The organism is Streptomyces sp. NPDC093252, assembly GCF_040683675.1.
Lineage (GTDB): Bacteria > Actinomycetota > Actinomycetes > Streptomycetales > Streptomycetaceae > Streptomyces.
On sequence record NZ_JBFBEM010000006.1, the window covers coordinates 201,006 to 226,632 of the forward strand.

Here is a 25,627-nt window from a genome sequence, read left to right on the forward strand (position 1 = left end):
GTCAGGCCCCTGCCTTGCCGAGGACTGTGGGTGCTTCCGTCTCTTCGTGGAATTCGAGTTGGCGTCGCCGGTTGGGGATGAGTCCTTCGGGGCGGAAGCGCATGAGGAGGACGAGGGCGAGGCCGAAGGCGAAGAGTTGGAGGTCGTCCAGGAATTGGAGCTTGGCGGGGATGAGGTAGAGGAGGGCGGCGCCGACGAGGGGGCCGCTGATGGTGCCCATGCCGCCGAGGACGACGGCCGCGAGGAGGAATGCGGAGTTGGGTGGGACGACGTGGGCGAATTGGTATTGCTCGGGGGTCACGGTGTAGGTGACGTGGGCCTGGACGGTGCCGGCGAGGCCGGCGAGGGCGGCGCCGAGGGCGAAGGCGATGAGTTTGACGCGGAAGCCGTTGATGCCCATGGCGAGGGCGGCGGTTTCGTCTTCGCGGATGGCGATCCAGGCGCGGCCGATGCGGCTGTCGCTGCTGCGCTGGAAGACGATCACCACGATGAGGGTGATGACCAGCATGAGCAGGAAGTAGTTGGCGAAGCGGGCGATGGTGAAGCCGGCGATGGTGTGTTCTTCGCCGAAGTCGAAGCCGAGGATGTTGAGGTTGGGGATGGAGGAGATGCCGTTGGAGCCGTTGGTGATGTCGGGTCCTGAGGTGCCGTCCATGTTGAGGACGGCGAGGCGGAAGATCTCTCCGAAGCCGAGGGTGACGATGGCGAGGTAGTCGCCGCGGAGTCGGAGGGTGGGGGCGCCGATGATGACGCCGAAGACCATGGCGACGGCGGCGCCGAGGAGGGCGGAGAGCCAGAAGGGGAGTTGGAGGTCGAAGGGGGAGGAGGGGGAGCCGGAGACCATGGCGGCGGTGTAGGCGCCGACGCCGAGGAAGGCGACGTAGCCGAGGTCGAGGAGGCCGGCGAGGCCGACGACGATGTTGAGGCCGAGGGCGACGGTGGCGAAGATCAGGATGTAGACGCCGATGGTGGCGTACTGGTCGTCGGACTGGGTGAAGGGGAAGGCCGCGGCGGCGACGAATGCGCCGATCATGGTCACTGTGCGGTGTTTGGTGGTGACGGTGGTGACGCGGCCGACGAGTCCGGCTTTGGCGGTGGCGGCGATGCCGAATCCGGCGGTGATGAGGAAGCCGATGAAGAGTTCGTCGTACTCGGTGCCGATGCCGTAGGTGAAGACGGTGAGGCCGATGGCGAGGGTGGCGACGATGATGAGGATCTCGGCGTAGCCGGGGAGGGTGCGGGCGGGGGTGCTGGGGCCGGTGGTGAAGGCGGTTTTGACGATGGACCAGGTGCCGCGTGTGTGGTGGGTGAACTGTTCCCAGGTGCTGTCGTCGGGGTCGGCGGGTTCGCGTTCGGGCCAGGTGAAGGGGAGCGCGAGGGCGCCGAGGGCGGCGGTGAGGGTGGTGAGGGCGGCGAGGTAGGCGCCGGGTTCGAGGTTGACGAGGCCGCCGAGTTGGGTGCTGATGGCGATGATCGTGAACCAGGTGGTGCCGAAGGCGCCGAGTGCGGCGAGTTTGAGGGCGCTGTCGGCGCCGGCGGGGGTGAGCCAGCCGAGGCCCTTGACGCCGTGGGAGGCGAGGCCGAAGAGGGTGGTGAGGGCGCCGCTGATGAGGACCAGGACCTGGAGTCCGCCGGGGTAGCCGTAGACGGTGAGGTCGCCGGGGAAGTCGGCGGTCCAGGTCCAGGCGAGGAAGGTGGACACGACGGTGAGGGCGCCGCCGCCGGTGGCGAGGGCGCGGCCGAGGGCGGGGGGCAGGCCGATGAGTCCGGCGTGCTTGCCGGTGGCTGCCTGGCGCGGGGTCTCGGGTGCGGTGGTCTGTGTGGTCATCGGGGGATCACGCCCTGTCCGCGACGCGCTCGCCGAGCAGGCCCTGGGGCCTGAACAGGAGGACGAGGATGAGGAGTACGAAGGCCCAGACGTTGGCCCAGGACTGGCTGCCGAACTGTTCCATGCCGGGGATGTCGGCGATGTAGGCGGTGGAGAGGGCTTCGGCGACGCCGAGGACGAGGCCGCCGAGCATGGCGCCGTAGATGTTGCCGATGCCGCCGAGGACGGCGGCGGTGAAGGCTTTGAGGCCGAGGATGAAGCCCATGCGGAATTGGACTTCGCCGTATTTGAGGCCGTAGGCGAGGGCTCCGACGGCGGCGAAGGCGGCGCCGAGGGCGAAGGCGACCACGATGATGCGGTCGGTGTTGATGCCCATGAGTTTGGCGGTGTCGGGGTCCTGGGCGGTGGCCTGCATGCCGCGGCCGGTGCGGGTCTTCATGACGAAGTAGGCGAGGATCGCCATGCTGATGGGGGCGGCGGCGATGAGGAAGATGTCCCCGGTCTGGATGGTGACGTTGCCGATTTCGAAGGGGCCGCCGTCGATCTGGGGGAAGGTGATCGCGGAGCGGGCGTCGGGGTACCAGGCCCAGACGGCTTGCTGGAGGGCGAGGGAGAGGCCGATGGCGGTGATGAGGGGGGCGAGGCGTGGGGCGCCGCGCAGGGGGCGGTAGGCGAAGCGTTCGGCGCCTACGGCGGTGAGGGTGGCGACGATGATGCCGCCGACGAGCATGAGGGGGAGTGCCACCCACATGGTGGTGCCGTCGGGCAGGACGTACAGGTAGACGGTGAGGGCGCCGAAGCCGCCCACCATGAAGATCTCGCCGTGGGCGAAGTTGATGAGCTGGACGATGCCATAGACCATCGTGTAGCCGATGGCGACCAGGCCGTACATGGATCCCAGTAGCAGGCCGTTGACCAGCTGCTGCGGCAGTTCGTTCACCGCATGTCCTCCGAGAGGGTCGATGAGTCGGGTGGGGTGACCGGAGAGGATTGCCCGGAAGCGAGTTCGCGCGGGGCGCCAGTGGTGCGGCGCCCCGCGCGGCTCTGTGTCGAGTGGGGGGTGGGTCAGCCCTCGTAGGTGCCCGACTTGACGGCGGCCCAGTCCCCGTCCTTGACGGAGTAGACGGTGAGCTGCTTGTTGGTGGCGTCACCGAATTCGTCGAAGGAGACCTGGCCGGTCACGCCGGCGAAGGACACGTTCTGCATGGCGGCGGTGACCTGGGCGCGGGCGTCGTCCGGGAGGGTGCCGTCGTTGTCCTCGACGACCTTCTTCACGGCTTCGATGATGGCCCAGGCCGAGTCGTAGGAGTAGCCGCCGTAGGCCTCGTAGGCCTCGGAGTAGCCCTCGGCCTCGTAGTTGGCGACGAATTCCTTGGCGGAGTCGAGTTCTTCGACGGGGGCGCCGACGGAGGTGGCGAAGTCTCCGGCGCCGTCGGCGCCGGCGAGCTTGATGAAGTCGGCGCTGTAGATGCCGTCGCCGCCGACGAGCGGGATCTTGGCGCCGGATGCCTTGATCTGCTTGCTGAGCGGGCCGGCCTGCGGGTATTCGCCGCCGTAGTAGACGACGTCGGCGCCGGAGGTCTTGACCTTGGTGGCGACCGCGGAGAAGTCCTTGGTCTCGGGGTCGATGTGCTCGGTGCCGACGATCTCGCCGCCGAGCTTCTCGAACTCGGCGGAGAAGGTGGCGGCGAGGCCGGCGCCGTAGGTCTTCTTGTCGTCGATGACGAAGACCTTCTTCTTGCCGGCGTCGTTGAAGAGGTACTGCGCGGCGAACGGGCCCTGGATGGCGTCCGTGGTGGCGGTGCGGAAGTACGACTTGTACGTCCGTGCCTTGCTGGTCTGCCAGTCCGCGCCCTGGGTGAGGGCGGGGTTGGTGTTGGCGGGGGAGACTTCGACCAGTCCGGCGTCGTCGAAGACCTTCTGCATGGATTCGGCGACGGAGGAGTTCAGGGGTCCTACGACTCCGAGGACTTCCTTGTCGGCGACGAACTTGGTGGCGTTCTGCTGGCCCGAGGAGGGCTGTGCCTGGTCGTCGAGGGCTTCGACCTTGAAGGTGATGCCTTCGACGTATTTGTCCTTGTTGGCCGTCTTGGCGGCGAGGTCGACGGAGTTCTTGATGCCCAGACCCAGTGCGGACAGGTCGCCGGTCAGTGGCGCGTCGACGCCGATGACGACGGTCGTGCCGCCGCTGCCGGAGTCGGAGCTACCGCCCTCGTCGCGCGAGCCGCAGGCGGTGAGGGTGAGCGCTCCCGCCGCCAGTGCGGCGGTCATGGCGATGAGCGAACGTTGACGCACGATCAGTCCTTTCCCCTGGCGCGGATCTTCCCGGTGGAAGACGCCGAGTCGAGCGCTGGGTCCGAAGCGGAAGCCGAATGGCGTCGAATCCCCTTGGCGCGGTGACTGGCGGTGACTCTAAGCGTGTGTGGGGAACGTGGAGGAGAGTCTGACCGATGCTGTGACTCTCTTGTTATGACACGACGTAATGCAGAGCGGTACTGGTCGGGCGGAAGCGTGGAATTCCAGCCGATTCGCCCCGTCCACATGGTGAGACTTGCAGGACCAGATGGGTGCCATCAGGAGTGTTCTAGGGATTTGGTGATGTCGCCGATCCGTTGCCGCAGGCTACTTGAAGGGCGCTGGAGAGGTCCTGCGCATAGCACTCACCCAGGATGAAACTGTGTGCTTCTATTGCGCGCGTATTACGTAGAGTTACGTCCACAAAAGGGAGTCCGACGTTCCGTGGCACTTTTCCGCAATCGGTTGCCTTGAAGGTAATCGTGATCTTGCGTGCCATTCCGGCGCTTGCGCGGAAAGGGGTCCGGGGATTCGTGGTCAGTGAAAGCCCCGGGTACGGCTGGCTGACATCGGTCACCGTCACCTCGTGACCGGCACGGACGGTGATGGCGATGGAGAAGCGGAAGGTGATGGGTGAGGGTTTGGGGAATTTGGGGAGTTTGGTGGGATATGGGGGATCTGAGGGATCTGAGGGTTCGGGGGGGCTCGGGGGTGAGGTAGGTGAGGTCGGTGATCTGGGCGGGGTAGGGCTGGGCGGGGCGTGGGGACGGAGGTGGGGGAGGGGGAGGGTCGGGGCGGGTCGCGTGGAGGGTGACGGCGACGGCGGCGGTGAGGGCGAGGGCGAGGGTGGTGGTGCGGGCGCGGAGACGGCGGCGGTGGGGGTGGGGAGCCGGGGGGAGCGGGGTGGGTGGTGGCGGTGGCTCCCAGGCGTGGGTGCCGTCGCCGGGTTCGACCGGGCCGATGCCGGTCAACTCCAGGGCCCCTCGGTCGGAGCGCCGTCGCGGTACCGGGCCGCGCACCGCTGTTCGGCCTCCCCGTCGATCAACTCCTCGGCGGCGACCGGGCCTTCGCGCTTCAGCGCGGAACGGGCCGCGTCCACCACGTCCCTGAGGATCGCGTACTGGCCGTTGGACAGCCCCATCGACTGGTAGTCGCCGTAGGCGGTGGTGTCGAGGAGTTCACGGGACCAGTGGGAGATGAGGCGGGCGCAGAGGGCGGCGGGCGGGGTGGGCGCCGGCGTGGGGGAGGGGGAGGCGGATGCGGTGGGCGTGGGGGAGGGTGCCGAGGAGGAGGTGGGGGAGGCGCAGGCGGTGAGGAGGGCGAGGGGGGCGATGAGAGCCAGCGCGAGCGCCGCGCGGCGGCGACCCGCCGTAGCCCCGCCTCGCCCCGTCGCCATGCACCGACGCTAAGGGGGCGGGGCGGTCGGAGGCAACGGGGCTGCGGGGGTGGGGTGGGGTGGTGCGGGCCAGGGTTGCGAGGCCGGGGGTGGAGGGGCCGGGATTGCAGGGTCGGGGCCAGGGTGGCGTGGCGGGGCTGGGGCGGGGCGGGCCAGGGCTGCGGGGCCGGGGGTGGAGGGGCCGGGTGGTGTGGAGGCGCCGGGATTGCGGGGCCGGGGTCAGGTGCCCGTGCGCGCCGGCTCCTCGTCGCCCCGGTTCACCTCCCGCAGCAGACAGGTCAGCCGCGCCGAGCACACCCGGTGGTCCGTCTCGTCCGTGATCACGATCTCGTACGTCGCCGTCGAGCGGCCCCGGTGGACGGGGGTGGCGACGCCGGTCACCAGGCCGGAGCGGGCGCCTCGGTGGTGGGTGCAGTTCAGATCGACGCCGACGGCGACCTTCCGGCTGCCGCCGTGCAGCATCGCGCCGACCGAGCCGAGGGTCTCGGCGAGCACCGCGGAGGCCCCGCCGTGCAGCAGCCCGTACGGCTGGGTGTTGCCCTCGACGGGCATGGTGCCGACCACCCGGTCCGCCGACGCCTCCACGATCTGCACCCCCATGCGCTGCCCGAGGTGCCCCGCGGAGAACAGCGCGGGCAGATCCACGCCGAGCGCCGCGTACTCGTCGATGACGTCCTGCGGGAACTTCACTTGCTGCTGCTCGCCCATGGGGCCCGACTCCGTTCGTCGATCCGGTCCAGCGCCCGCGGGCCCGTGCCCGCGGGGGCCTGAGCAAACGCTCAGCCGGTTCCCGATTGTTCCAGACGCACCACGACGGACTTGCTGGCCGGGGTGTTGCTGGTGTCCGCGGTGGCGTCCAGCGGGACCAGCACATTGGTCTCGGGGTAGTAGGCGGCGGCGCAGCCCCGGGCCGTCGGATAGTGCACCACGCGGAAACCGGGCGCCCGCCGCTCCACCCCGTCCTTCCACTCGCCGACCAGATCGACGTACGCCCCGTCGGCCACCCCCAGCCGCCGTGCGTCCTCGGGGTGGACCAGCACCACCCGGCGGCCGTGCCGGATGCCCCGGTAGCGGTCGTCCAGGCCGTAGATGGTGGTGTTGTACTGGTCGTGCGAGCGCAGCGTCTGGAGCAGCAGCCGCCCCTCGGGCAGCTCCGGGTACTCCACCGGCGCCGCCGTGAAGTTCGCCTTGCCGGTGGCGGTCGGGAAACGCCGTTCGTCGCGCGGGGCGTGCGGGAGGGCGAACCCGCCGGGGTGCCGGTCCAGGCGGGCGTTGAAGTCCTCGAAACCGGGCACCACGCGCGCGATGCGGTCGCGGACGGTGCCGTAGTCCTTCTCGAACTCCTCCCAGGGGGTGTGCGACGCGGAGCCCAGGACGCGGCGGGCGAGGCGGCACACGATCGCCGGTTCGGACAGCAGATGGCGGCTCGCGGGCGCGAGCCGGCCGCGTGAGGCGTGCACCATGCCCATGGAGTCCTCGACGGTCACGAACTGCTCGCCGCCGCCCTGGAGGTCGCGCTCGGTCCGGCCGAGGGTGGGCAGGATCAGCGCCCGCGCGCCGGTGACCGCGTGGCTGCGGTTCAGCTTCGTCGACACGTGCACGGTCAGCCGGGCCCGGCGCATCGCGGCCTCGGTGACCTCGGTGTCGGGGGAGGCGGAGACGAAGTTGCCGCCCATCGCGAAGAACACCTTGGCCCGGTCGTCACGCATCGCGCGGATGGCCCGTACGACGTCCAGGCCGTGGGCCCGGGGCGGTGCGAAGCCGAACTCCTTCTCCAGGGCGTCGAGGAAGGCGGGCGCGGGGCGCTCGAAGATGCCCATGGTGCGGTCGCCCTGGACGTTGGAGTGGCCGCGCACCGGGCACACGCCCGCGCCCGGACGGCCGATGTTGCCGCGCAGCAGGAGGAAGTTGACGACCTCGCGGATCGTGGGCACCGCGTGCTTGTGCTGGGTCAGGCCCATCGCCCAGCACACGATCGTGCGCCGCGAGGCGAGCACCATCTCCAGCGCCCGCTCGATGTCCGCGCGGGGCAGGCCCGTCGCGGTGAGCGTCTCGTCCCAGTCCGCCGCGCGGGCCGCCGCCGCGAACTCCTCGAATCCATGGGTGTGCGCGCGGACGAACTCCTCGTCGACCGCGCCCTCGCGCTCCAGGATCAGCCGGTTCAGCAGCCGGAAGAGGGCCTGGTCGCCGCCGATGCGGATCTGGAGGAACAGATCGGTGAGCGCGGCGCCCGCGGTGAGGCCCTTGGGGGTCTGCGGGTTCTTGAACCGCTCCAGGCCCGCCTCGGGCAGCGGATTGACGCTGATGATCCGCGCGCCGCCCGCCTTGGCCCGCTCCAGCGCGGACAGCATCCGCGGATGGTTCGTCCCCGGGTTCTGCCCGGCGACGATGATCAGGTCCGCCCGGTGGAGGTCCTCCAGCAGGACACTGCCCTTGCCGACGCCCAGGGTCTCGGTCAGCGCGGAGCCGGACGACTCGTGGCACATGTTGGAGCAGTCCGGCAGGTTGTTGGTGCCGTACTCGCGCGCGAAGAGCTGGTAGAGGAACGCGGCCTCGTTGCTGGTGCGGCCCGAGGTGTAGAAGAGGGCCTCGTCCGGCGAGCCGAGCGCGGTCAGCTCCTCGGCGACGATGTCGAAGGCGCGCTCCCAGGACACCGGTTCGTAGTGCGTGCCGCCCTCGGGCAGATACATGGGGTGGGTGAGACGGCCCTGCTGTCCCAGCCAGTAGCCGCTGCGGTGCGCGAGGTCGGACACCGGGTGCGCGGCGAAGAACTCCGGGGTGACCCGGCGCAGGGTGGCCTCCTCGGCGACCGCCTTCGCGCCGTTCTCGCAGAACTCCGCCGCGTGCCGGTGCTCCGGCTCGGGCCAGGCGCACCCGGGGCAGTCGAAGCCGTCCTTCTGGTTGACCCGCAGCAGGGTCAGCGCGGTGCGCCGCACGCCCATCTGCTGCTGGGCGATGCGCAGGGTGTGCCCGATCGCGGGCAGCCCGGCCGCCGCGTGCTGCACCCCGCCGACCTCCGGCGCGTCCTGCACGGGGTCGGCCTTCGGCGGCTTCGACGCCATCGCGGGGCCTCCTTGTGACTGCGTGGGTACGGCTCGCCCCTGGGGGTGGGGCGAGGTGTGTCTCCGATCCTCCCACGGGCCACTGACAACGCCGGGGCGTCGGCTGGGGGGACGGGAGCAGGGGTGGGGACGGGAGAAGGGGAGTGGGGCGGACGCGGGGGTGGGGACGGGAACAGGGAGGGAGGCGGAGGCGGGAGGGAGACGGAGGCGGGATGGGGGCGGAGGCGGGGCGGGGTGCGCCGGGTTGGGAGCGGTCGGGCCGGGGAGCGACCCGTCGGCGGAGGCCCCCGCGCGGGGGCGGTGTCCCCACCGGGTCGTCGGCGAGGCGGGGACATGCGGAAGAGGCGGGGGAGGCGGAAGAGGCGGGGGAGGCGGGGGAGGCCGCCCGCGTGGGCGGTGTGCCACCGGACACCTCACCTCACCCCACCTCACCTCTCACCTCACCGAGCGGCGAGTCGGCGCGGCGGCCCCCCCCCCGCGGAGGCGGTGCCGACTGCTCCCGTCCCGCGCCCGCCGAACCGGACGGTGGAGGCCCCGTGCGGAAGCGGTGTCGGCCCGGTCCGGCCGGCGGAGGCCGCCCGCGCGGGGGCGGTGGGAGCCCCTCCGGTGGGCGGAGGCCGCCCGTGCGGGCGCCGGGGCCCGTCCGGGGGCGGATGCCGGTCGCGTGAGCGGTCCGGGGCCCGTCCGGTGGGCGGATGCCGGTCGCGTCGGGGCCGGGCGGGACGGACTGTCAGTGGGGCGTGGCAGGATCGGGGGCGTGGCAGAAAAAGCATCGAAGAAGACCGAGACCACCCCCGGCGGGAGCCGTCCGCGGCTGATGCTCATGGACGGGCACTCGCTGGCCTACCGCGCGTTCTTCGCGCTGCCCGCGGAGAATTTCACCACCGCCACGGGCCAGCCCACCAACGCGATCTACGGCTTCGCCTCGATGCTCGCGAACACACTGCGTGACGAGGAGCCCACGCACTTCGCGGTGGCCTTCGACGTCTCCCGCAAGACCTGGCGCTCGCAGGAGTTCAGCGACTACAAGGCGAACCGCTCCAAGACCCCGGACGAGTTCAAGGGCCAGGTCGAGCTGATCGGCGAGCTGCTCGACGCGATGCACGCCCCCCGCTTCGCCGTCGACGGCTTCGAGGCGGACGACGTCATCGCCACGCTCGCCACCCGGGCCGAGGCCGAGGGCTTCGACGTCCTGATCGTCACCGGCGACCGGGACTCGTTCCAGTTGGTCAGCGAGCACACCACGGTCCTGTATCCGACGAAGGGCGTCTCCGAGCTGACCCGGTTCACCCCGGAGAAGGTTTTCGAGAAGTACGCCTTGACGCCCGCCCAGTACCCCGACTTCGCCGCCCTGCGCGGCGACCCCTCCGACAATCTGCCCGGCATCCCGGGTGTCGGCGAGAAGACCGCCGCCAAGTGGATCAACCAGTTCGGTTCCTTCGCCGAACTGGTCGACCGGGTCGACGAGGTCAAGGGCAAGGCCGGGCAGAATCTGCGCGACCACCTGGAGTCCGTCAAGCTCAACCGGCGCCTGACCGAGCTGGAGCGCGGCGTCGAGCTGGACCGCTCGGTCACCGACCTGGCCCGCGCCCCGTACGACCGCAAGGCCGTCGCCCTGGTGCTGGACACCCTGGAGATCCGCAACCCGTCCCTGCGCGAGCGGCTCTTCGCCGTCGACCCCGGCGCCCAGGAGACCGAGGTCACCCCCCTCGTCGCGGACGGCGTGGAGCTGGACGGCGCGGTGCTGGGCACCGGCGAGCTGGCCCCCTGGCTCGCCGAGCACGCCACCGGCCCCCTCGGCGTGGCCACGGTCGACACCTGGGCGCTGGGCACCGGCTCGGTCGCCGAGGTCGCGCTCGCCACCGCCGCCGGACCGGCGGGCTGGTTCGACCCGGCCCAGCTCGACGAGACCGACGAAGAGGCGTGGACGTCCTGGCTGGCCGACGCCGACCGCCCCAAGGTGTTCCACAACGCCAAGGGCGCCATGCGGGTCTTCGCGGAGCACGGCTGGAGCATCGCCGGCGTCGCCATGGACACCGCGCTCGCCGCCTACCTGGTCAAGCCCGGCCGCCGCTCCTTCGACCTGGACGCGCTCTCCCTGGAGTATCTGCACCGCGAGCTGGCCCCCGCCGCCGCGGCCGACGGGCAGCTCGCCTTCGGCGCCGACGACGCGGCCGAGGCCGAGGCGCTGATGGTGCAGGCCCGCGCGGTCCTCGACCTGGGGGAGGCGTTCGGGAGCCGCCTCGCGGAGGTCGGCGCCGCCGATCTGCTGCGGGACGTGGAGCTGCCGACGTCCGTGCTGCTGGCCCGGATGGAGCGGCACGGCATCGCGGCCGACCGCGGTCATCTGGAGCACATGGAGCAGATGTTCGCCGGAGCCGTCCAGCAGGCGGTGAAGGAGGCGCACGCGGCAGCCGGGCACGAGTTCAACCTCGGCTCGCCCAAGCAGCTCCAGGAAGTCCTCTTCGGCGAGCTGGCCCTCCCGAAGACGAAGAAGACCAAGACCGGCTACACCACGGACGCCGACGCGCTCGCCTGGCTCGCCACGCAGACGGACAACGAACTGCCGGTCATCATGCTCCGCCACCGCGAGCAGGCCAAGCTGCGGGTCACGGTCGAGGGCCTCATCAAGACGGTCGCGGCCGACGGCCGGATCCACACCACGTTCAACCAGACGGTCGCCGCCACCGGCCGCCTCTCCTCCGTCGACCCCAACCTCCAGAACATCCCGGTCCGCACCGACGAGGGCCGTGCCATCCGCCGCGGCTTCGTCGTGGGCAGCGGCTTCGAGTCGCTGATGACCGCCGACTACAGCCAGATCGAGCTGCGGGTGATGGCCCACCTCTCCGAGGACGAGGGCCTGATCCGGGCGTTCACCTCCGGCGAGGACCTGCACACCACCGCCGCCTCCCAGGTCTTCGGCGTCGAGCCCGCCGCCGTCGACGCCGAGATGCGCCGCAAGATCAAGGCCATGTCCTACGGCCTGGCGTACGGGCTGTCCGCCTTCGGCCTCTCCCAGCAGCTCAACATCGAGGCCGGTGAGGCCCGCGCCCTGATGGACGCCTACTTCGAGCGGTTCGGCGGCGTACGGGACTATCTGCGCCGCGCGGTCGACGAGGCCCGCGCGACCGGCTACACGGCGACCCTCTTCGGCCGCCGCCGCTACCTCCCCGACCTCAACAGCGACAACCGGCAGCGCCGCGAGGCCGCCGAGCGCATGGCCCTCAACGCGCCCATCCAGGGCACGGCCGCCGACATCGTGAAGATCGCGATGCTGAACGTGGACAGGGCCCTGGGCGAGGCCGGGCTCACCTCCCGGATGCTGCTCCAGGTCCACGACGAAATCGTCCTGGAGATCGCCCCGGGGGAGCGCGCCGCGACCGAGGACATCGTCCGTCGTGAAATGGCCGACGCCGTCCACCTGAGAGCCCCGCTGGACGTCTCGGTGGGCGTGGGGCCGGACTGGGAGTCGGCGGCGCACTGAGGGGGCGCGTGCCGGGTGGCGGCGCCTTCGGCGGGGCGGGCGGCTCCGTCTTCGGTGGGGCGCGGGGCTGCATCCTCTGCGGGGCGGGGGCCCGTGCCGACCGGGTTGCCGGGCGCAGGGCCCGCACAGACCGGGGCTGCCGGGGCGTACGGCGTGAGCGGCGCGCGGCGGCCCCGGTGATCCGCCGGGCTCCGCCCACCGGCGTCGGAGAGGGTATGGCGCACCCCGCCCTCCCGCGCCGGGGAGCAACCGTGCCCTACGGCGGCCCCCACCCCCTCACGCCGGCGCACCGACGCCGCGCCCACCACAGCCCGCCGCCCGGTCTCCAGGCTCCCTCCCACGCCACCGGCCCCCTGCGCGCCACCCGGCCCCGAGCCCCTCCACGCCTCCGCACCCCTCCGCGCCACCCGGCCCCGAGCCCCCTCCCGTGCCCCGCGACCCCGCCCCACCCACCGTCACCCCCTTGGCCCCCGCGGAAACGCCCCCGGCTCCCCGGCCCGTCAGGATGCCGCCATGGGTATACGCAGGCTCCACCGCCGGCCGGCGCCCGTTGCGCCGCTCCCGCCGGTGCCGGTCGTCGCGGCCGACGCAAGCACCGCCCGCCTCGCCCCCGGCCCCGCCGAGGCCCTCCGCCACCGGGTGACGGCCCTCCGGCGCCGGTGCGCACCACGCAGGGCCCCGGTCACGGCCCTCCCCGGCACCGATCCGCCGGTCTGGCGACTGTGGGGCGATCTGACCCGCGGCTACATGGCCATGTTCCTCACCCTGCTGCCGCGCACCCGCAGATCCCACCGCCCCCGCACCCTGACGGTGTTCACGGCCCCGGCCCTCACCGCACCGCCGCGCCCTCCCCACCCCCGCTGAACCGCCCACCCGAAACCCCCGCGCGCCTCACCACCTCCCGCGCCCCCCATCCCGCTCCCCCTCCGTCTGCCTCCGCACCGAGCCGACCGCCCGATGCCCCCGGCGCTCACCACCTCCCGCGCCCCCTCCCCTCCCCATCCCCCTCCGCACCCAGCCGACCCGCCCGAAGCCCCCCGCCCCCTGCCACCCCGTCACCGCCTCCCCACCCGCTCCCACGCCGCCCCCTCCCCCTCCCCGCCCGTCTCCCCACCACCCCGGGCATACCGCGCGTACCGCCGCACCCGCACCGTCACCGCGTACCCCACCACCCCCACCAGCAGCCCGGCCCCACCACCGAAGCAGACGGTCGGGATCAGCTCCCACGGCTCGGCGACGGCGCTCCACCGCCCCCACCAGCTCACCGCCCGCTCGACCGCGGCCAGCACCGTGATCCCGGCGATCACCAGCACAGCCAGCACCCGCTCCCGCCCCGACAGCACCGGCACCCTCGCGGGGACCCCCGCAAAACCCCCACTCCCGGCGCGCCCCCTGCCCCAGCCCCCGCCCCTCTCCTCCTCTGTCCCCGAAATTCCCCGCCTCCCTGCCCCCGAAATAGCCCGCTCCCCCGTCCCCGAGACCTCCCGTATCCCCCGTATCCCCCATATCCCCCGCATCCTCTGCAACCCCCGCCCCACGAACACCGCGATCACCACCGCCGCCACCGCCGACCCCCCGTACTGGAGGTACCAGTACAGCGGCGACCCCGCGATCTCCTCGCCCAGGACCGGGAAGACCCGCATGCCCCAGCGGTCGAGATGGGTGAACGCGTCCCACACCACATGGGACAGCGCCCCCAGCACCGCCGACGTGTACCACCACCACACCGTCCGCACCCGCACCCGCGCGCGGGGCGCCCCGCAGCGCAGCAGCGCCGCCACCCGGTGCTGCCGGTCCGGCGGCAGCAGGGCCACCAGCGGTTCGCGCACCACCAGCCACAGCCCCACCAGCGCCCAGGCCACCGCCACATCGACGGTGAGGACACCGGGGAAGGAGTGCGTGACATCGCCGTACTCCATGGCGCCCGACAGCACACTCGCCGCGTAGTAGGTCATGTCGGGCGCGAAGGTGCCCGCGATCAGCACGGCGGGGACCAGCCGGCCGCGCCCGGTCCCGTCGGTGCGGATCAGGGGCAGCACGGCCGCCGCATGGCTCAGCGTGAACGGCAAGACGGACTCCCGGTGTCGGCGGTCAGGGCTCTTCGTGACAGACGTGCACCGGGCCGCCCCGGTTCGTCCCCGGCGCGGAGGCGCGGCCCCGGCGCCCCGCCGCACGGATGATCTTCCGGCGGTCTTCAGTATCCGCGACGGCCATGGAAGCCTGGACTCCGTGCCAGGGGACCGGCGCGACGCCGAGCGGACAACGGCATATGGCCAACTGGTGAAAATCGGGCAGGAATGGGTGCCCGTGCAAAGGAAGTTGCCGTAGGGTCACGTGGGCCGACACGCGGGGGCGCGTTCCGCGCGACGCGGGTGCAACTTTCGGGCCGCTCCATTCGTCCCACAGGGGCGGGCGCGGCGCGGCGGGCACCCGTTCGACGCGGCCCACAGGCGCGGATACGCACCCGCGGCAGGGCATTGAGGACAGAAGAGGGCAGAAAGAGGCGGGCGCTCGGGCGTCCCTGGGAGGGGTTCCGTACATGGCGGCGCATTTCGGCAGTCGGCTGCGCAAGGGAGCGGCGACCACCGCCGTGGCCGCGGTGGCGGTCGCGGCATTGTCCGCGTCCCAGGCCCCCGGGGTCACCTCCGGGGACCAGAGCAGACAGGCCACGGCCGACTCCCTCCCCTCGCCCGACGCGAGCGTGGACGACAGCGCGACCGGCAACTCGCCCTACTACACGGACCTGCCGCCGCTCACCACGCCGACGCCCTCGGTGACCGCCGCGACCGGCGGCACCGCCGTCGCCACGGGTGACGCGGAGGCCGGCATACCCGCGACCGTCCTGGACGCCTACAAGAAGGCCGCCACCGCGCTCGGCACCGCCAAGCCCAGTTGCAATCTGCCCTGGGAACTCCTCGCCGCCATCGGCAAGGTGGAGTCCGGCCAGGCCCGCGGCGGCGATGTGGACGCGGACGGGACGACGATCAACCCGATCCTCGGCCCCCAGCTCGACGGCAACGGCTTCGCCCTCATCCGGGACACCGACAACGGCGAGTACGACGGCAACGCCGAGTACGACCAGGCCGTCGGCCCCATGCAGTTCATCCCGTCCACCTGGGCCTGGGCGGGCCGCGACGGCAACGGCGACGGTGTCGAGGACCCCAACAACATCTACGACGCCGCCCTCGCCGCCGGGCACTACCTGTGCCGCTTCGACTGGGACCTGTCGACCTCGGCGGACCTCCGCAGCGCGATCCTCAGCTACAACAACTCGACGGAGTACTACAACACGGTCATGTCGTGGCTGGAGTACTACCGCAAGGGCACCCACGAGGTCCCGGACGGCAGCGGCACCCTCCCGGCCGACCGCAGCGACGACGACCGCCCGGCGAGCACCCCGCCGCCCGCCACCCCGTCGCCGGAGGCGAGCCCCCGGCCCACCCCGCCGCCCGCCGAGCCGACCACACCAGGCGGCGGCCCGTCGACCCCGCCGACCACCCCGCCGCCCACCACCACCCCGCCCACCGCGACCGACCGGGTCCACCACCTGGAGAACGCGGGCACGCCCGAACTCACCGCGACGGCGGGCGACGTCTTCGCCGCCAAGCCCTCCGCGCGCGCGGAGGACAAGGCAGGCAAGGGCGTCGCGAAGGTCCGGGTCCGCTTCAGCATCCTCGGCGACACCGACGCCACCTTCAGCGGCGGCGAGAAGGTCGCCGTCGCCGTCACCGACGCCTCCGGCAAGGCGGTCGCCCCGGCCCTCCAGGCGGGCGAGCGGACCGGCGACTTCACGGTCCGCGCCACCCTCGTCGGCCGCACCCTCGCGGGCCTGGACCACACGGCGACCGTCACGGCCCGCGCAGCCGACGCCCTCACCACGGTCGGCGACCCGGCACTGACCTGTGTCGCCGGGGGTGAGTTCGCCGACGAGTTCACATTCAAGGCGACCTACAAGGACGCCGCCGCCGACGGCGTCGCCGCCACCGCGACGCTCATCAAGTCCGCCGAGGACCCGACCGTCAACGACAAGGGCCCGTACTTCGAGGACGCCGACGGCAAGGAGGTCCGCACCCTCACCGGCCTGACCACGGACGCGGACGGCCTGCTGAAGCTCCCCAAGCTCCACGCCGACGACACCGACGGCACCTACCTCCTCCGCATCACCACCACGGGCGGCGCCACGCTCACGCTGGAGCTGGAGGTGACTCCCCGGCTGATCCCGATCCCGATCCCCTCGGGCAGCGCCTCGGCCTCCCCGAGCGCGAGCGCGTCCCCCTCCGCCTGACAACCCGCCGGACCCGGCAGCACACACCACCAGGGCGCCCCTCCACCACCACGGACGGGCGCCCTTGGCGTGCCTCCCCGCATCCCAACCCCGCCCACACCTGTTCCCCTCATCACCCCCGCATTGCTGCGGTGCCCGACCTGCCGAAGTGTCAGCTCCGCCGCCGGCAGGCCCTCGGAAGGCCCCCGGGAGGCCCGTACGCGTGCCCTGATCGCCGCCGCGACCGGCCTCGCCCTCACGTGGGTGGTGGTCCCCGCGATCACCGCACCGGGCCCCCGCCCGGCGGGACCTCCCCGAAACCCCAGCTCACCACGATCCCCGGCCGCCCCTGACGCCCACCCCCACACCTGCCCGCACGCCCAGCCCCGGAGGGAGCCGAGACGCGCCGCAAGGCCGGACTGATCCTGCTCGCCCTCGCCGTGTTCTTCGCGGCACTCGCGCCCCTGACCCGCTGGTACGCCTTCCCGCGCCTCGCCAAGGTCCCCCCGGGGCAGTACCGGACGACGGTCCTGGAGGCGCAGGACGCCACCCTCCTCGACTACACCACCATGCGGGCCCGTACGGTCCCGAAGGTCACCATCGTGCAGACCCTCAAGGGCAACGTGGAGGAGTCCGAGCGGATCAAGAGGACCGCCGGGCGGGACGCCGTCGTCCGGGACAGCCTCTCCTACCGTCCGGGACAGCCTCACCTACGTGGAGGGCCCCGGCGGCGGGACCGTCTCCAGGCTGCCCGAGCGGTACATCTTCGACGCACACACCCAGCAACCCGTGCACGCGACCGGCGAGAGCGTCGACAGCGACCCCGTCCGCCGCGCCGGCATCGAGTTCAAATGGCCCTTCCTGACCGAGAGAGGGGACTACGCGTACTTCGACGCCCAGGACCGGATCACCGCCCCCATCCACTACCAGGGCACCCGCACCTTCCGAGGCGTAGAGGTCTCCTACTTCGAGCAGACCATCCCCTGGACCCGCGTGCCCTTCCCCGAGGCCATGCCGGTCGAGGGCATCACCCCGGAGACGATCGCGCGAACCGGCACCACCCGCTGGTACACCACGGTCCGCAAGTTCTGGGGTCGAACCCCTCACCGGTTCCCCGTCCACGGCGAGGAGATCCACAAGGAGGAACTCCGCGGCGGCACCCTCCTGGGCGACCGGGACAAGGCCACCCGCGTTCGCCGGGCACGTCAAGATACGCGAGGACTCCATCGAGGACACCGTCGACCTGGTCACCGCCAACCGCACCCTGATCCTGCTCCTCACCTCCCACCTGCCCCGGAGCTTCCTGACCCTGGGGACTCTCCTCTTCGCCCTCGCGCTCCTCCTGGAGGCCCGCTCCCGCCGCCCCGGCGGCCCCGCCCCCGACCGCCGCACGGACCCCGAGCCGGCCACCCCCTGAGCCGCCCGGTCCCCCCCTCCGAGCCGCCCCGTCACCCCCTGGCCCGCCCCGTCACCGCCCCCGCCGCGCGCTGGTGTGCCGGGTCGGCTCGGCGCCCGCCGGGTCCTCGGGCCACGGATGCTTCGGATACCGGCCCCGCAACTCCGCCCGTACACCCCGGTAGCCGTCCTTCCAGAACGACGCCAGGTCCGCCGTCACCGCCACCGGGCGGCCCGCCGGGGACAGCAGATGCACCAGCAGCGGCGCCCCCGCCAAGGACGGCGACTCCTGGAGCCCGAACATCTCCTGGAGCTTCACCGCGAGCACCGGCCGCTCAGGATCCCCGTAGTCGACCCGCACCCGCGACCCGCTCGGTACGGCGATCCGCTCCGGCGCCAGTTCGTCCAGCCGGACCGCGTCCCCGGACGCCCACGGCAGCAGCCGCCGCAGCGCCTGCCCGGCGTCGATCCGCCCGAGGTCCGCCCGCCGCCGGGCCCGGCCCAGTTCCGGTTCCAGCCACTCGGCCACCCGCGCGTGCAGCGCCTCGTCCGACACCTCGGGCCACGGCTCCCCGAGCCGCCGTCGCAGGAACGCCATCCGCTGCCGCAGCACCCGCGCGTCCGGCCCCCACCGCAGCAGCCCGAATCCCTCCCGCCGCAGCCCGTCCAGCACCGCCTCCCGCACGCGTCCGGGATCGGGGTCCCTGAGGGGCCGTACCGCCAGCTCGATCGCCCCCAGGCGCTCCACCCGCCGCGCGCGAACGTCCCCGTCGGCCCAGCGCACCTCCTCGTCCCGCGCGTGCCACGCCCCGGCCGCGCCCCGCGCGAGCGCCTCCGACACCTCGAAACCGAGCCGTACGCGCGCGTGCCCCCGCCCCAGCGGCCGGTCCGCGACGGCGACGGCGATCCAGGCCGCGCCCCGCAGCGCGGACCCCTCCGCGAGATCGGCCCGGGTGCCGGACACCATCAGGAACGACCCGCCGTCCGCCCTGGCCACCCGCTCGGGATGGGCCAGCGCCGCGACCAGCCCGGACGCGTCACCCCGGACGTCCACCCCGTCGAACGCCGGATCCGGAGCCGACCGGTCGCCCGCCGGAACCGCGGCCCGCAGCGCCCGCAGGGCGGCCGGATCGTCCGTGAGCCCCGCCACCGCCTCGACCGCCCGGTCCCGCCCCACCAGCGGTACGGCGTCCAGCAGCGCCCGCCCCAGCCGCGGATGCACCCCCAGCCGGGACAGCCGCACCCCCCGGTCCGTCGCCCGCCCGCCGGCGTCCACCGCGCCGATCCCGGCCAGCACCTCCCGCGCCGCCGCCATCGCCCCCGCCGGCGGCGGATCCAGCAGCGCCAGCCCGGAGGCGTCGGGATCGCCCCAGCAGGCCGCCTGGAGCGCGAACGCCGTCAGATCGGCCACCTTGATCTCCGGCGCCGGAAAACGCGGCAGCCGCCCGTCCTCGGCCTCCGTCCAGCACCGGTACACCACCCCCGGCGCCTCCCGCCCGGCCCGCCCCGCCCGCTGCCGCCCGGACGCCTGCGAGGCCCGTACCGTCGTCAGCGCGCTCAGCCCCCGCGCGTGATCCACCCGCGGCTCGCGCGCCAGCCCCGCGTCCACCACCACCCGCACCCCGGGCACCGTCAGCGACGACTCCGCGACCGACGTGGCCAGCACCACCCGCCGACCCCGCCCCCGCGCCAGCACCGCGTCCTGCACCGCCGCCGGGGCTCGCCCGTGCACCTGGAGCACCTCGACACCGCCGAGATCCCCCAGCAGCCCGGCGACCCGCGCGATCTCCCCGACCCCCGGCAGAAAACACAGCACGTCCCCCGGCCGCTCGGCCAGCGCCCGCCGCACCACCGACGCCACATGCGCCAGCAGCGCCGGATCCACCCGCATCCCGTGCGGAGGGCGCACCCCGCGCGCGGGAGGCGCCCACACCACCTCCACCGCGTGGGACACCCCCTCGGCGGCCACCACCGGCGCGTCGCCCAGCAACCGGGACCACCCCGCGGCGTCCGTCGTCGCCGACGCCGCCACCAGCCGCAACTCCGGCCGCAGCGCCTGCCGCACGTCCCACAGGAAGGCGGCGGCCGTGTCCGCGTCCAGATGCCGCTCATGGCACTCGTCCAGCATCACCGCGTCGACCCCGGCCAGCTCCTGGTCCCGCTGGAGCCGCTGGAGCAGCACCCCGGTCGTCACGACCTCCACGCGCGCGTCGCGCCCCACCACCCGCTCCCCGCGCACGGTGTACCCGACCCGCCCGCCGACCTCCTCGCCCAGCAGCCACGCCATCCGCCGCGCCGCCGCCCGCGCCGCGATCCGCCGCGGCTCGGCCACCACCACCCGCCCCGCGGGCGCGTCCCCGCCCAGCAGCCCGGCCAGCGCCAGCGGCACCAGGGTCGTCTTCCCCGTCCCCGGCGGCGCCACCAGCACCGCCGTACCGGCCCCCGCCAGGGCCCCGCTCAGCGCGGGCAGCACCCCGCGCACGGGCAGCGCCTCCAGGGCCTCCTGCCGGACCACCCGCTCAGTCCCGTACGCACACGAAGATCGCCGTGCCCGGGATCAGCTTCCCGCGCAGCGGCGACCAGCCGCCCCACTCCGAGGAGTTCCAGGCCGGCCACTCCGGCTCGGCCACGTCCACCAGCCGCAGCCCCGCCGCCACCACGTCCCGCACCCGGTCGCCCAGCGTCCGGTGATGCTCCACGTACACCGCCCGCCCCGCCTCGTCCTGCTCGACGTACGGCGTGCGGTCGAAGTACGACGACGCCACGCTCAGCCCCTCCGGGCCCGGCTCGTCCGGGAACGCCCAGCGGACCGGATGGGTCACCGAGAACACGAACCGCCCGCCCGGCCGCAGCACCCGCCGCACCTCGGTCAGCACCCGCACCGGATCCGCCACGAAGGGCAGCGCCCCGTACGCCGAGCACGCCAGGTCGAACGAGCCGTCCGCGAACGGCAGCGCGCCCGCGTCCGCCTCCACCAGCGGGAAGGACACCCCGATCCGCAGCGCGTGCTGCAACTGCCGGTGGGACAGGTCCAGGGCGACCGGCCGCGCCCCCTGGGCGGCCAGCCAGCGCGAGCACTGCGCCGCGCCCGCGCCGATCTCCAGGACGTCCTTGCCCTCCAGTTCCTCCGTGGGGCCCAGCAGCTCGGCCTCCACCTCGTCCAGCCCCTCGGGACACCAGACGAAACGGTCGTCCCCCAGGAACGTGCCGTGCTCGATCTGGTACTCGTCCGCGTTGCGGTCCCACCAGCCCCGGTTGGCGCGGGAACTCTCCGCCGCCCCGGCATCACGCCGGGTGGCCGCCGCCTCCGCCTCCCCGGCCGCCGCCTCCGGCGGGACCGATGCATCCGCCCGAACGGGCTCCCGGGCGGACTCCTGGGGCTCTTGAACGGACTCTCGAACGGCCTCCCGGGCGGACTCCTGGCACTTCCGGGCGGGCTCGTGGATGCGCTCTTGGATGGTGGGCTCCCTCGTCGTACTCTTCCGTCGAATCCGCCTCCGGCGGCGACACTGAAGAGGTCCCCAAGGGCCCGCGTGGCCTCCTGGGACGGTTCTTGTGCCGGGTATGCGACGATCCGCCCCGGGTGTGCGCGTTCGCGCATTGACCCTGCCCGGCTGCCCCCGTATGCTACAAGTTGCGCTGCGGGCCTGCGCTCCTCAGACGTAGCAGGCTGCGCTCGCATCTGTTGTATGTCCCCTCGGTTGTCGAGGCGCCACCGTCTTTCTCGGGTGGCGCTTCCTAGGCTGTCCGGCTTCTGCAGAGCGAAACGGGCTCCCGGCGTAAGCAGTGCCTACGACTTCAATGTCCGTACCGGAGCCCTTTCCCACATGACGAGCAGCACCGAGACCACCGCCACCACCCCGCAGGTAGCGGTCAACGACATCGGTAACGAGGAAGCCTTCCTCGCCGCGATCGACGAGACGATCAAGTACTTCAACGACGGCGACATCGTCGACGGCGTCATCGTGAAGGTCGACCGGGACGAGGTCCTGCTCGACATCGGTTACAAGACCGAAGGTGTCATCCCGAGCCGCGAGCTCTCGATCAAGCACGACGTCGACCCCAACGAGGTCGTCGCCGTCGGTGACGAGATCGAGGCCCTGGTCCTTCAGAAGGAGGACAAGGAAGGCCGCCTGATCCTCTCGAAGAAGCGCGCCCAGTACGAGCGTGCCTGGGGCACCATCGAGAAGATCAAGGAAGAGGACGGCATCGTCACCGGTACCGTCATCGAGGTCGTCAAGGGTGGTCTCATCCTCGACATCGGCCTCCGTGGCTTCCTGCCGGCCTCCCTCGTCGAGATGCGCCGCGTCCGCGACCTCCAGCCGTACGTCGGCAAGGAGCTGGAAGCCAAGATCATCGAGCTGGACAAGAACCGCAACAACGTGGTCCTGTCCCGCCGTGCCTGGCTGGAGCAGACCCAGTCCGAGGTCCGTCAGACCTTCCTCACCACCCTCCAGAAGGGCCAGGTGCGGTCGGGCGTCGTGTCCTCGATCGTCAACTTCGGTGCCTTCGTGGATCTGGGTGGCGTCGACGGTCTGGTCCACGTCTCCGAGCTGTCCTGGAAGCACATCGACCACCCCTCCGAGGTCGTCGAGGTCGGCCAGGAGGTCACGGTCGAGGTCCTGGACGTCGACATGGACCGCGAGCGTGTCTCCCTGTCGCTGAAGGCGACCCAGGAAGACCCGTGGCAGCAGTTCGCCCGCACCCACCAGATCGGCCAGGTCGTGCCCGGCAAGGTCACGAAGCTGGTTCCGTTCGGTGCGTTCGTCCGCGTGGACGAGGGCATCGAGGGTCTGGTCCACATCTCCGAGCTGGCCGAGCGCCACGTGGAGATCCCGGAGCAGGTCGTCCAGGTCAACGACGAGATCTTCGTCAAGGTCATCGACATCGACCTGGAGCGTCGCCGGATCTCGCTGTCCCTCAAGCAGGCCAACGAGTCCTTCGGTGCCGACCCGGCGTCGGTCGAGTTCGACCCGACCCTGTACGGCATGGCCGCGTCTTACGACGACCAGGGCAACTACATCTACCCCGAGGGCTTCGACCCCGAGACCAACGACTGGCTCGAGGGGTACGAGAAGCAGCGCGAGGAGTGGGAGCGCCAGTACGCCGAGGCGCAGACCCGCTTCGAGCAGCACCAGCAGCAGGTCATCAAGTCCCGCGAGGCCGACGAGGCGGCTGCCGCCGAGGGCGGCGACGCGGCGGGTGCGGCTCCGGCCGCGTCCGGTGGCGGCGGCTCGTACTCCTCCGAGGGCCCGGACAACTCCGGCGCGCTGGCCTCGGACGAGGCGCTGGCCGCGCTCCGCGAGAAGCTGGCCGGTGGGCAGAGCTGAACGCAGCCGCTGAGGCTCAGCGGTTGAGGCTCGGCACGCTGCTGAGGCTCGGCGACTGATCAAAGGGTCCGTACCCCCCGGGGTACGGACCCTTTGGCGTGCCGTGAGGCGCCGTGAGAGCCGCCCTCCAGGGGCAGGGGGCGCTAAGGCATGACGGAGGGCTTGACGGGGACGACGCCGCAGGTCACGGCGTCACGGGGATGTTGGTCAGCGCCTTGCCGCCGGTGACGGTGTTGCTGCTGTGGACCGTCGTTCTACAGTCGGCGGCGGTGTGGGTGACGTTGATCGCCAACTGGGTGGAGCCGGTGGCGCCGGTCAGGGTCGACCGGTTGTTGCGGAAGACCGTGCCGCAGCCCCAGCCCGGCTGCTGGCTGTGGGTCTGGAAGCCGTCGTTCGTGGTGTTCCGGCCGGTGTTGTTCTCGACCAGGACGTCATTGCCCTTCACATCCACCCAGGAGTCGTCGTAGTTGGCCCCGGTCAGACCGAGACCGTCGAAGGTGTTGCCGACGATCTGCGCGCCCGTGGTGCCCTCCTTGATGTCGATGGCCTCACCGCCGACGTCCGGACCGATGGTGTTGTCACGGATCTGGACACGATCGCTCCGGTCGGTGAGCGTGTTCGCCGTGCCGACATAGACGCCCTCGCCCATGCCCCGGCCGTTGTTTCCGGTGTCGTAGATCCAGGAGTTCCTGATCAGGCCGTCCGTGCTCGACGTGCGGAAGTGGACGCCCTCCATGTCGAGGTTGTGGACCGTCACCCCGTCCACGACGACACCGGTCGCCGCGTCGATCATGATGCCCTTCTGGCCGCCGGTGATGGTCAGCCCGCTGACCGTCCAGTACGAGGCGCCGTTCAGATGGAGGCCATTGCCGCCGCCCGCGGTCAGAACGGCCCGAGCGGAACCGGTGAGGGAGATCCGGGCGCCCGAGGTGCCCGGGACCAGCGCCTTGAAGTTGCCGGTGTAGGTGCCGTCCGCGAGGCGGATCGTGTCGCCCGGACGGACCGTTGTCAGGGCGGACTTGAGCTGTGCGGCGGTCGAGACGTCGATGATCGCGGCGGTGGTGACGGGGTCGGTGGTGGTGACCGGGACGGTGGTGGCGATGGTGGCGGCGGTTGTAACGGGGAGGGCGGTGTTGGTGGTGGCGGCCGGGGACGGGCCGGCCGTGGCCAGCAGAGCGCCGGTCGCGGTGGTGAGGGCGAGCAGGGAGGTGAGCGGCGTGCGTGTGCGCATGGGGACCTGGACCTTCCTGTCTGTCGGGCGAGTGGTCCGTGAGTGGTGTGGGGTGCGGTGTGATGCGTTGTTGTGCTGCGCTGTGCATGCCCTGGGCGAGGTGGAGGCGTCCCTTGGGCGGGATGAAGTTCACATACGCGGATCTCGGGTGGGAATGTGAACGGGTGAATCCACGGCAACGTAAGGGCGGGGTGACGGGGCGTCAAGAGGAGTGCGGTGCGGGCGGGAATGCCCGTGCTCCGCATCACGTTGAGAAGAGGGAACACAAGGAGGAGCGGTCACTGTGCTTGATCCGCAGGATTTGTACACGTGGGAGCCGAAGGGTCTGGCCGTCGTCGACATGGCGCTCGCCCAGGAGTCGGCCGGCCTTGTCATGCTCTACCACTTCGACGGATACATCGACGCGGGCGAGACCGGCGACCAGATCGTCGATCGGCTCCTCGACTCGCTGCCCCACCAGGTCGTCGCCCGCTTCGACCACGACAGACTGGTGGACTACCGCGCCCGCAGGCCCCTGCTGACGTTCCGCCGCGACCGCTGGACGGGCTACGAAGAGCCCGCCATCGAGGTCCGCATCGTCCAGGACGCCACCGGAGCGCCCTTCCTGCTGCTCTCCGGCCCCGAGCCCGACGTGGAATGGGAGCGCTTCGCCGCCGCCGTCCGCCAGGTCGTCGAACGCCTCGGCGTCCGCCTCTCGGTCAACTTCCACGGCATCCCCATGGGCGTCCCGCACACCCGCCCCGTGGGCCTCACCCCGCACGGCAACCGCGCCGACCTGGTCCCCGGGCAGCCCAGCCCCTTCGAGGAGGCCCAGGTCCCCGGCAGCGCCGAAGCGCTCCTGGAGTACCGGCTCATGGAAGCCGGCCACGACGTCCTCGGCGTCGCCGCGCACGTACCGCACTACATCGCGCGCTCCGCCTACCCCGACGCCGCCCTGACCGCCCTGGAGGCCATCACTGCCGCCACGGGACTCGTCCTGCCCGGCATCGCCCACTCCCTGCGCACGGACGCCCACCGCACCCAGACCGAGATCGACCGGCAGATCCAGGAGGGCGACGAGGAACTCACCGCCCTCGTCCAGGGCCTTGAGCACCAGTACGACGCCGTCGCGGGCGCCGAGAGCCGCGGCAACATGCTCGCCGAGCCGGTGGAGATCCCGTCCGCCGACGAGATCGGGCGCGAGTTCGAACGATTCCTCGCGGAGCGGGAGGGCGACGGCTGACGGTACGCCCCGGGGCCGCGTCCGCGGGAGAGGGTGGGGCGCGGAGTCCTTCAGTGCTCTGGGGTGAGCGGGCGGACGCGGAACGTCACGGACCGGGTGTCAGTGGCAGGCCGTAAGCTG

The 25,627-nt window shown here is 72.2% G+C and carries 15 protein-coding genes and 1 pseudogene; 6 read left to right on the plus strand and 10 right to left on the minus strand.

Annotated elements, in window-relative coordinates:
- Position 1 precedes the first annotated feature (1 nt).
- The 6 genes from AB0O01_RS14875 to AB0O01_RS14900 form a co-directional block, all read right to left on the minus strand.
- A complete protein-coding gene (locus AB0O01_RS14875; RefSeq protein ID WP_365313408.1) occupies positions 2–1,828 on the minus strand; it encodes a branched-chain amino acid ABC transporter permease in 1,827 nt (608 codons plus the stop codon).
- Positions 1,829–1,835: 7 nt separating this feature from the next.
- Positions 1,836–2,768: a branched-chain amino acid ABC transporter permease gene (locus AB0O01_RS14880; RefSeq protein WP_365313410.1), complete on the minus strand. Its 933-nt coding sequence runs from the start codon at positions 2,766–2,768 to the stop codon at positions 1,836–1,838.
- A 125-nt stretch (positions 2,769–2,893) separates the two neighbouring features.
- Complete coding sequence (locus AB0O01_RS14885; RefSeq protein ID WP_365313412.1) at positions 2,894–4,123, minus strand: branched-chain amino acid ABC transporter substrate-binding protein; 1,230 nt, start codon at positions 4,121–4,123, stop codon at positions 2,894–2,896.
- Between the two features lie 967 nt (positions 4,124–5,090).
- Positions 5,091–5,519: a hypothetical protein gene (locus AB0O01_RS14890; RefSeq protein ID WP_365313414.1), complete on the minus strand. Its 429-nt coding sequence runs from the start codon at positions 5,517–5,519 to the stop codon at positions 5,091–5,093.
- Between the two features lie 219 nt (positions 5,520–5,738).
- Positions 5,739–6,227: a hotdog fold thioesterase gene (locus AB0O01_RS14895; protein WP_365313415.1), complete on the minus strand. Its 489-nt coding sequence runs from the start codon at positions 6,225–6,227 to the stop codon at positions 5,739–5,741.
- Between the two features lie 71 nt (positions 6,228–6,298).
- Entirely contained in the window at positions 6,299–8,581 is a 2,283-nt protein-coding gene (locus tag AB0O01_RS14900; protein ID WP_365313417.1) for an FdhF/YdeP family oxidoreductase, read from the minus strand.
- A gap of 757 nt (positions 8,582–9,338) precedes the next feature.
- Here AB0O01_RS14900 and polA point away from each other — a divergent pair.
- Entirely contained in the window at positions 9,339–12,065 is a 2,727-nt protein-coding gene (gene polA / locus AB0O01_RS14905; protein ID WP_365313419.1) for a DNA polymerase I, read from the plus strand.
- A gap of 513 nt (positions 12,066–12,578) precedes the next feature.
- Entirely contained in the window at positions 12,579–12,929 is a 351-nt protein-coding gene (locus AB0O01_RS14910; protein ID WP_365313420.1) for a hypothetical protein, read from the plus strand.
- 191 nt (positions 12,930–13,120) lie between these two features.
- On the opposite strand, the gene AB0O01_RS14915 is transcribed toward AB0O01_RS14910, so the two are convergent.
- The gene (locus AB0O01_RS14915; protein ID WP_365313421.1) at positions 13,121–14,134 is read right to left on the minus strand and encodes a DUF4184 family protein; all 1,014 of its coding nucleotides are present in this window, start codon (positions 14,132–14,134) and stop codon (positions 13,121–13,123) included.
- 470 nt (positions 14,135–14,604) lie between these two features.
- Here AB0O01_RS14915 and AB0O01_RS14920 point away from each other — a divergent pair, with 470 nt between their 5' ends.
- Both AB0O01_RS14920 and AB0O01_RS14925 read left to right on the plus strand, forming a co-directional pair.
- Entirely contained in the window at positions 14,605–16,350 is a 1,746-nt protein-coding gene (locus AB0O01_RS14920; protein ID WP_365313422.1) for a lytic murein transglycosylase, read from the plus strand.
- A 347-nt stretch (positions 16,351–16,697) separates the two neighbouring features.
- Positions 16,698–17,746 (plus strand): annotated as a pseudogene (locus tag AB0O01_RS14925) (DUF3068 domain-containing protein).
- Positions 17,747–17,797: 51 nt separating this feature from the next.
- Here AB0O01_RS14925 and AB0O01_RS14930 read toward each other — a convergent pair.
- On the minus strand, positions 17,798–20,239 hold the full coding sequence (locus AB0O01_RS14930) for an ATP-dependent helicase C-terminal domain-containing protein (protein ID WP_365313424.1): 2,442 nt from the start codon (positions 20,237–20,239) through the stop codon (positions 17,798–17,800).
- Between the two features lie 4 nt (positions 20,240–20,243).
- On the minus strand, positions 20,244–21,170 hold the full coding sequence (locus tag AB0O01_RS14935) for a class I SAM-dependent methyltransferase (protein WP_365313760.1): 927 nt from the start codon (positions 21,168–21,170) through the stop codon (positions 20,244–20,246).
- 381 nt (positions 21,171–21,551) lie between these two features.
- On the opposite strand from AB0O01_RS14935, the gene rpsA reads away from it, so the two are divergent.
- Positions 21,552–23,054 (plus strand): 30S ribosomal protein S1, encoded by a 1,503-nt coding sequence (gene rpsA, locus AB0O01_RS14940; protein ID WP_365313425.1) that lies wholly within the window; start codon positions 21,552–21,554, stop codon positions 23,052–23,054.
- A 184-nt stretch (positions 23,055–23,238) separates the two neighbouring features.
- Here rpsA and AB0O01_RS14945 read toward each other — a convergent pair whose 3' ends face one another.
- Positions 23,239–24,285, minus strand: coding sequence for a right-handed parallel beta-helix repeat-containing protein (locus tag AB0O01_RS14945; RefSeq protein WP_365313426.1), 1,047 nt, complete (start codon positions 24,283–24,285; stop codon positions 23,239–23,241).
- A 283-nt stretch (positions 24,286–24,568) separates the two neighbouring features.
- Between AB0O01_RS14945 and AB0O01_RS14950 the strand changes: the two genes are divergently transcribed.
- Positions 24,569–25,507: a PAC2 family protein gene (locus AB0O01_RS14950; RefSeq protein ID WP_365313428.1), complete on the plus strand. Its 939-nt coding sequence runs from the start codon at positions 24,569–24,571 to the stop codon at positions 25,505–25,507.
- Positions 25,508–25,627 lie beyond the last annotated feature (120 nt).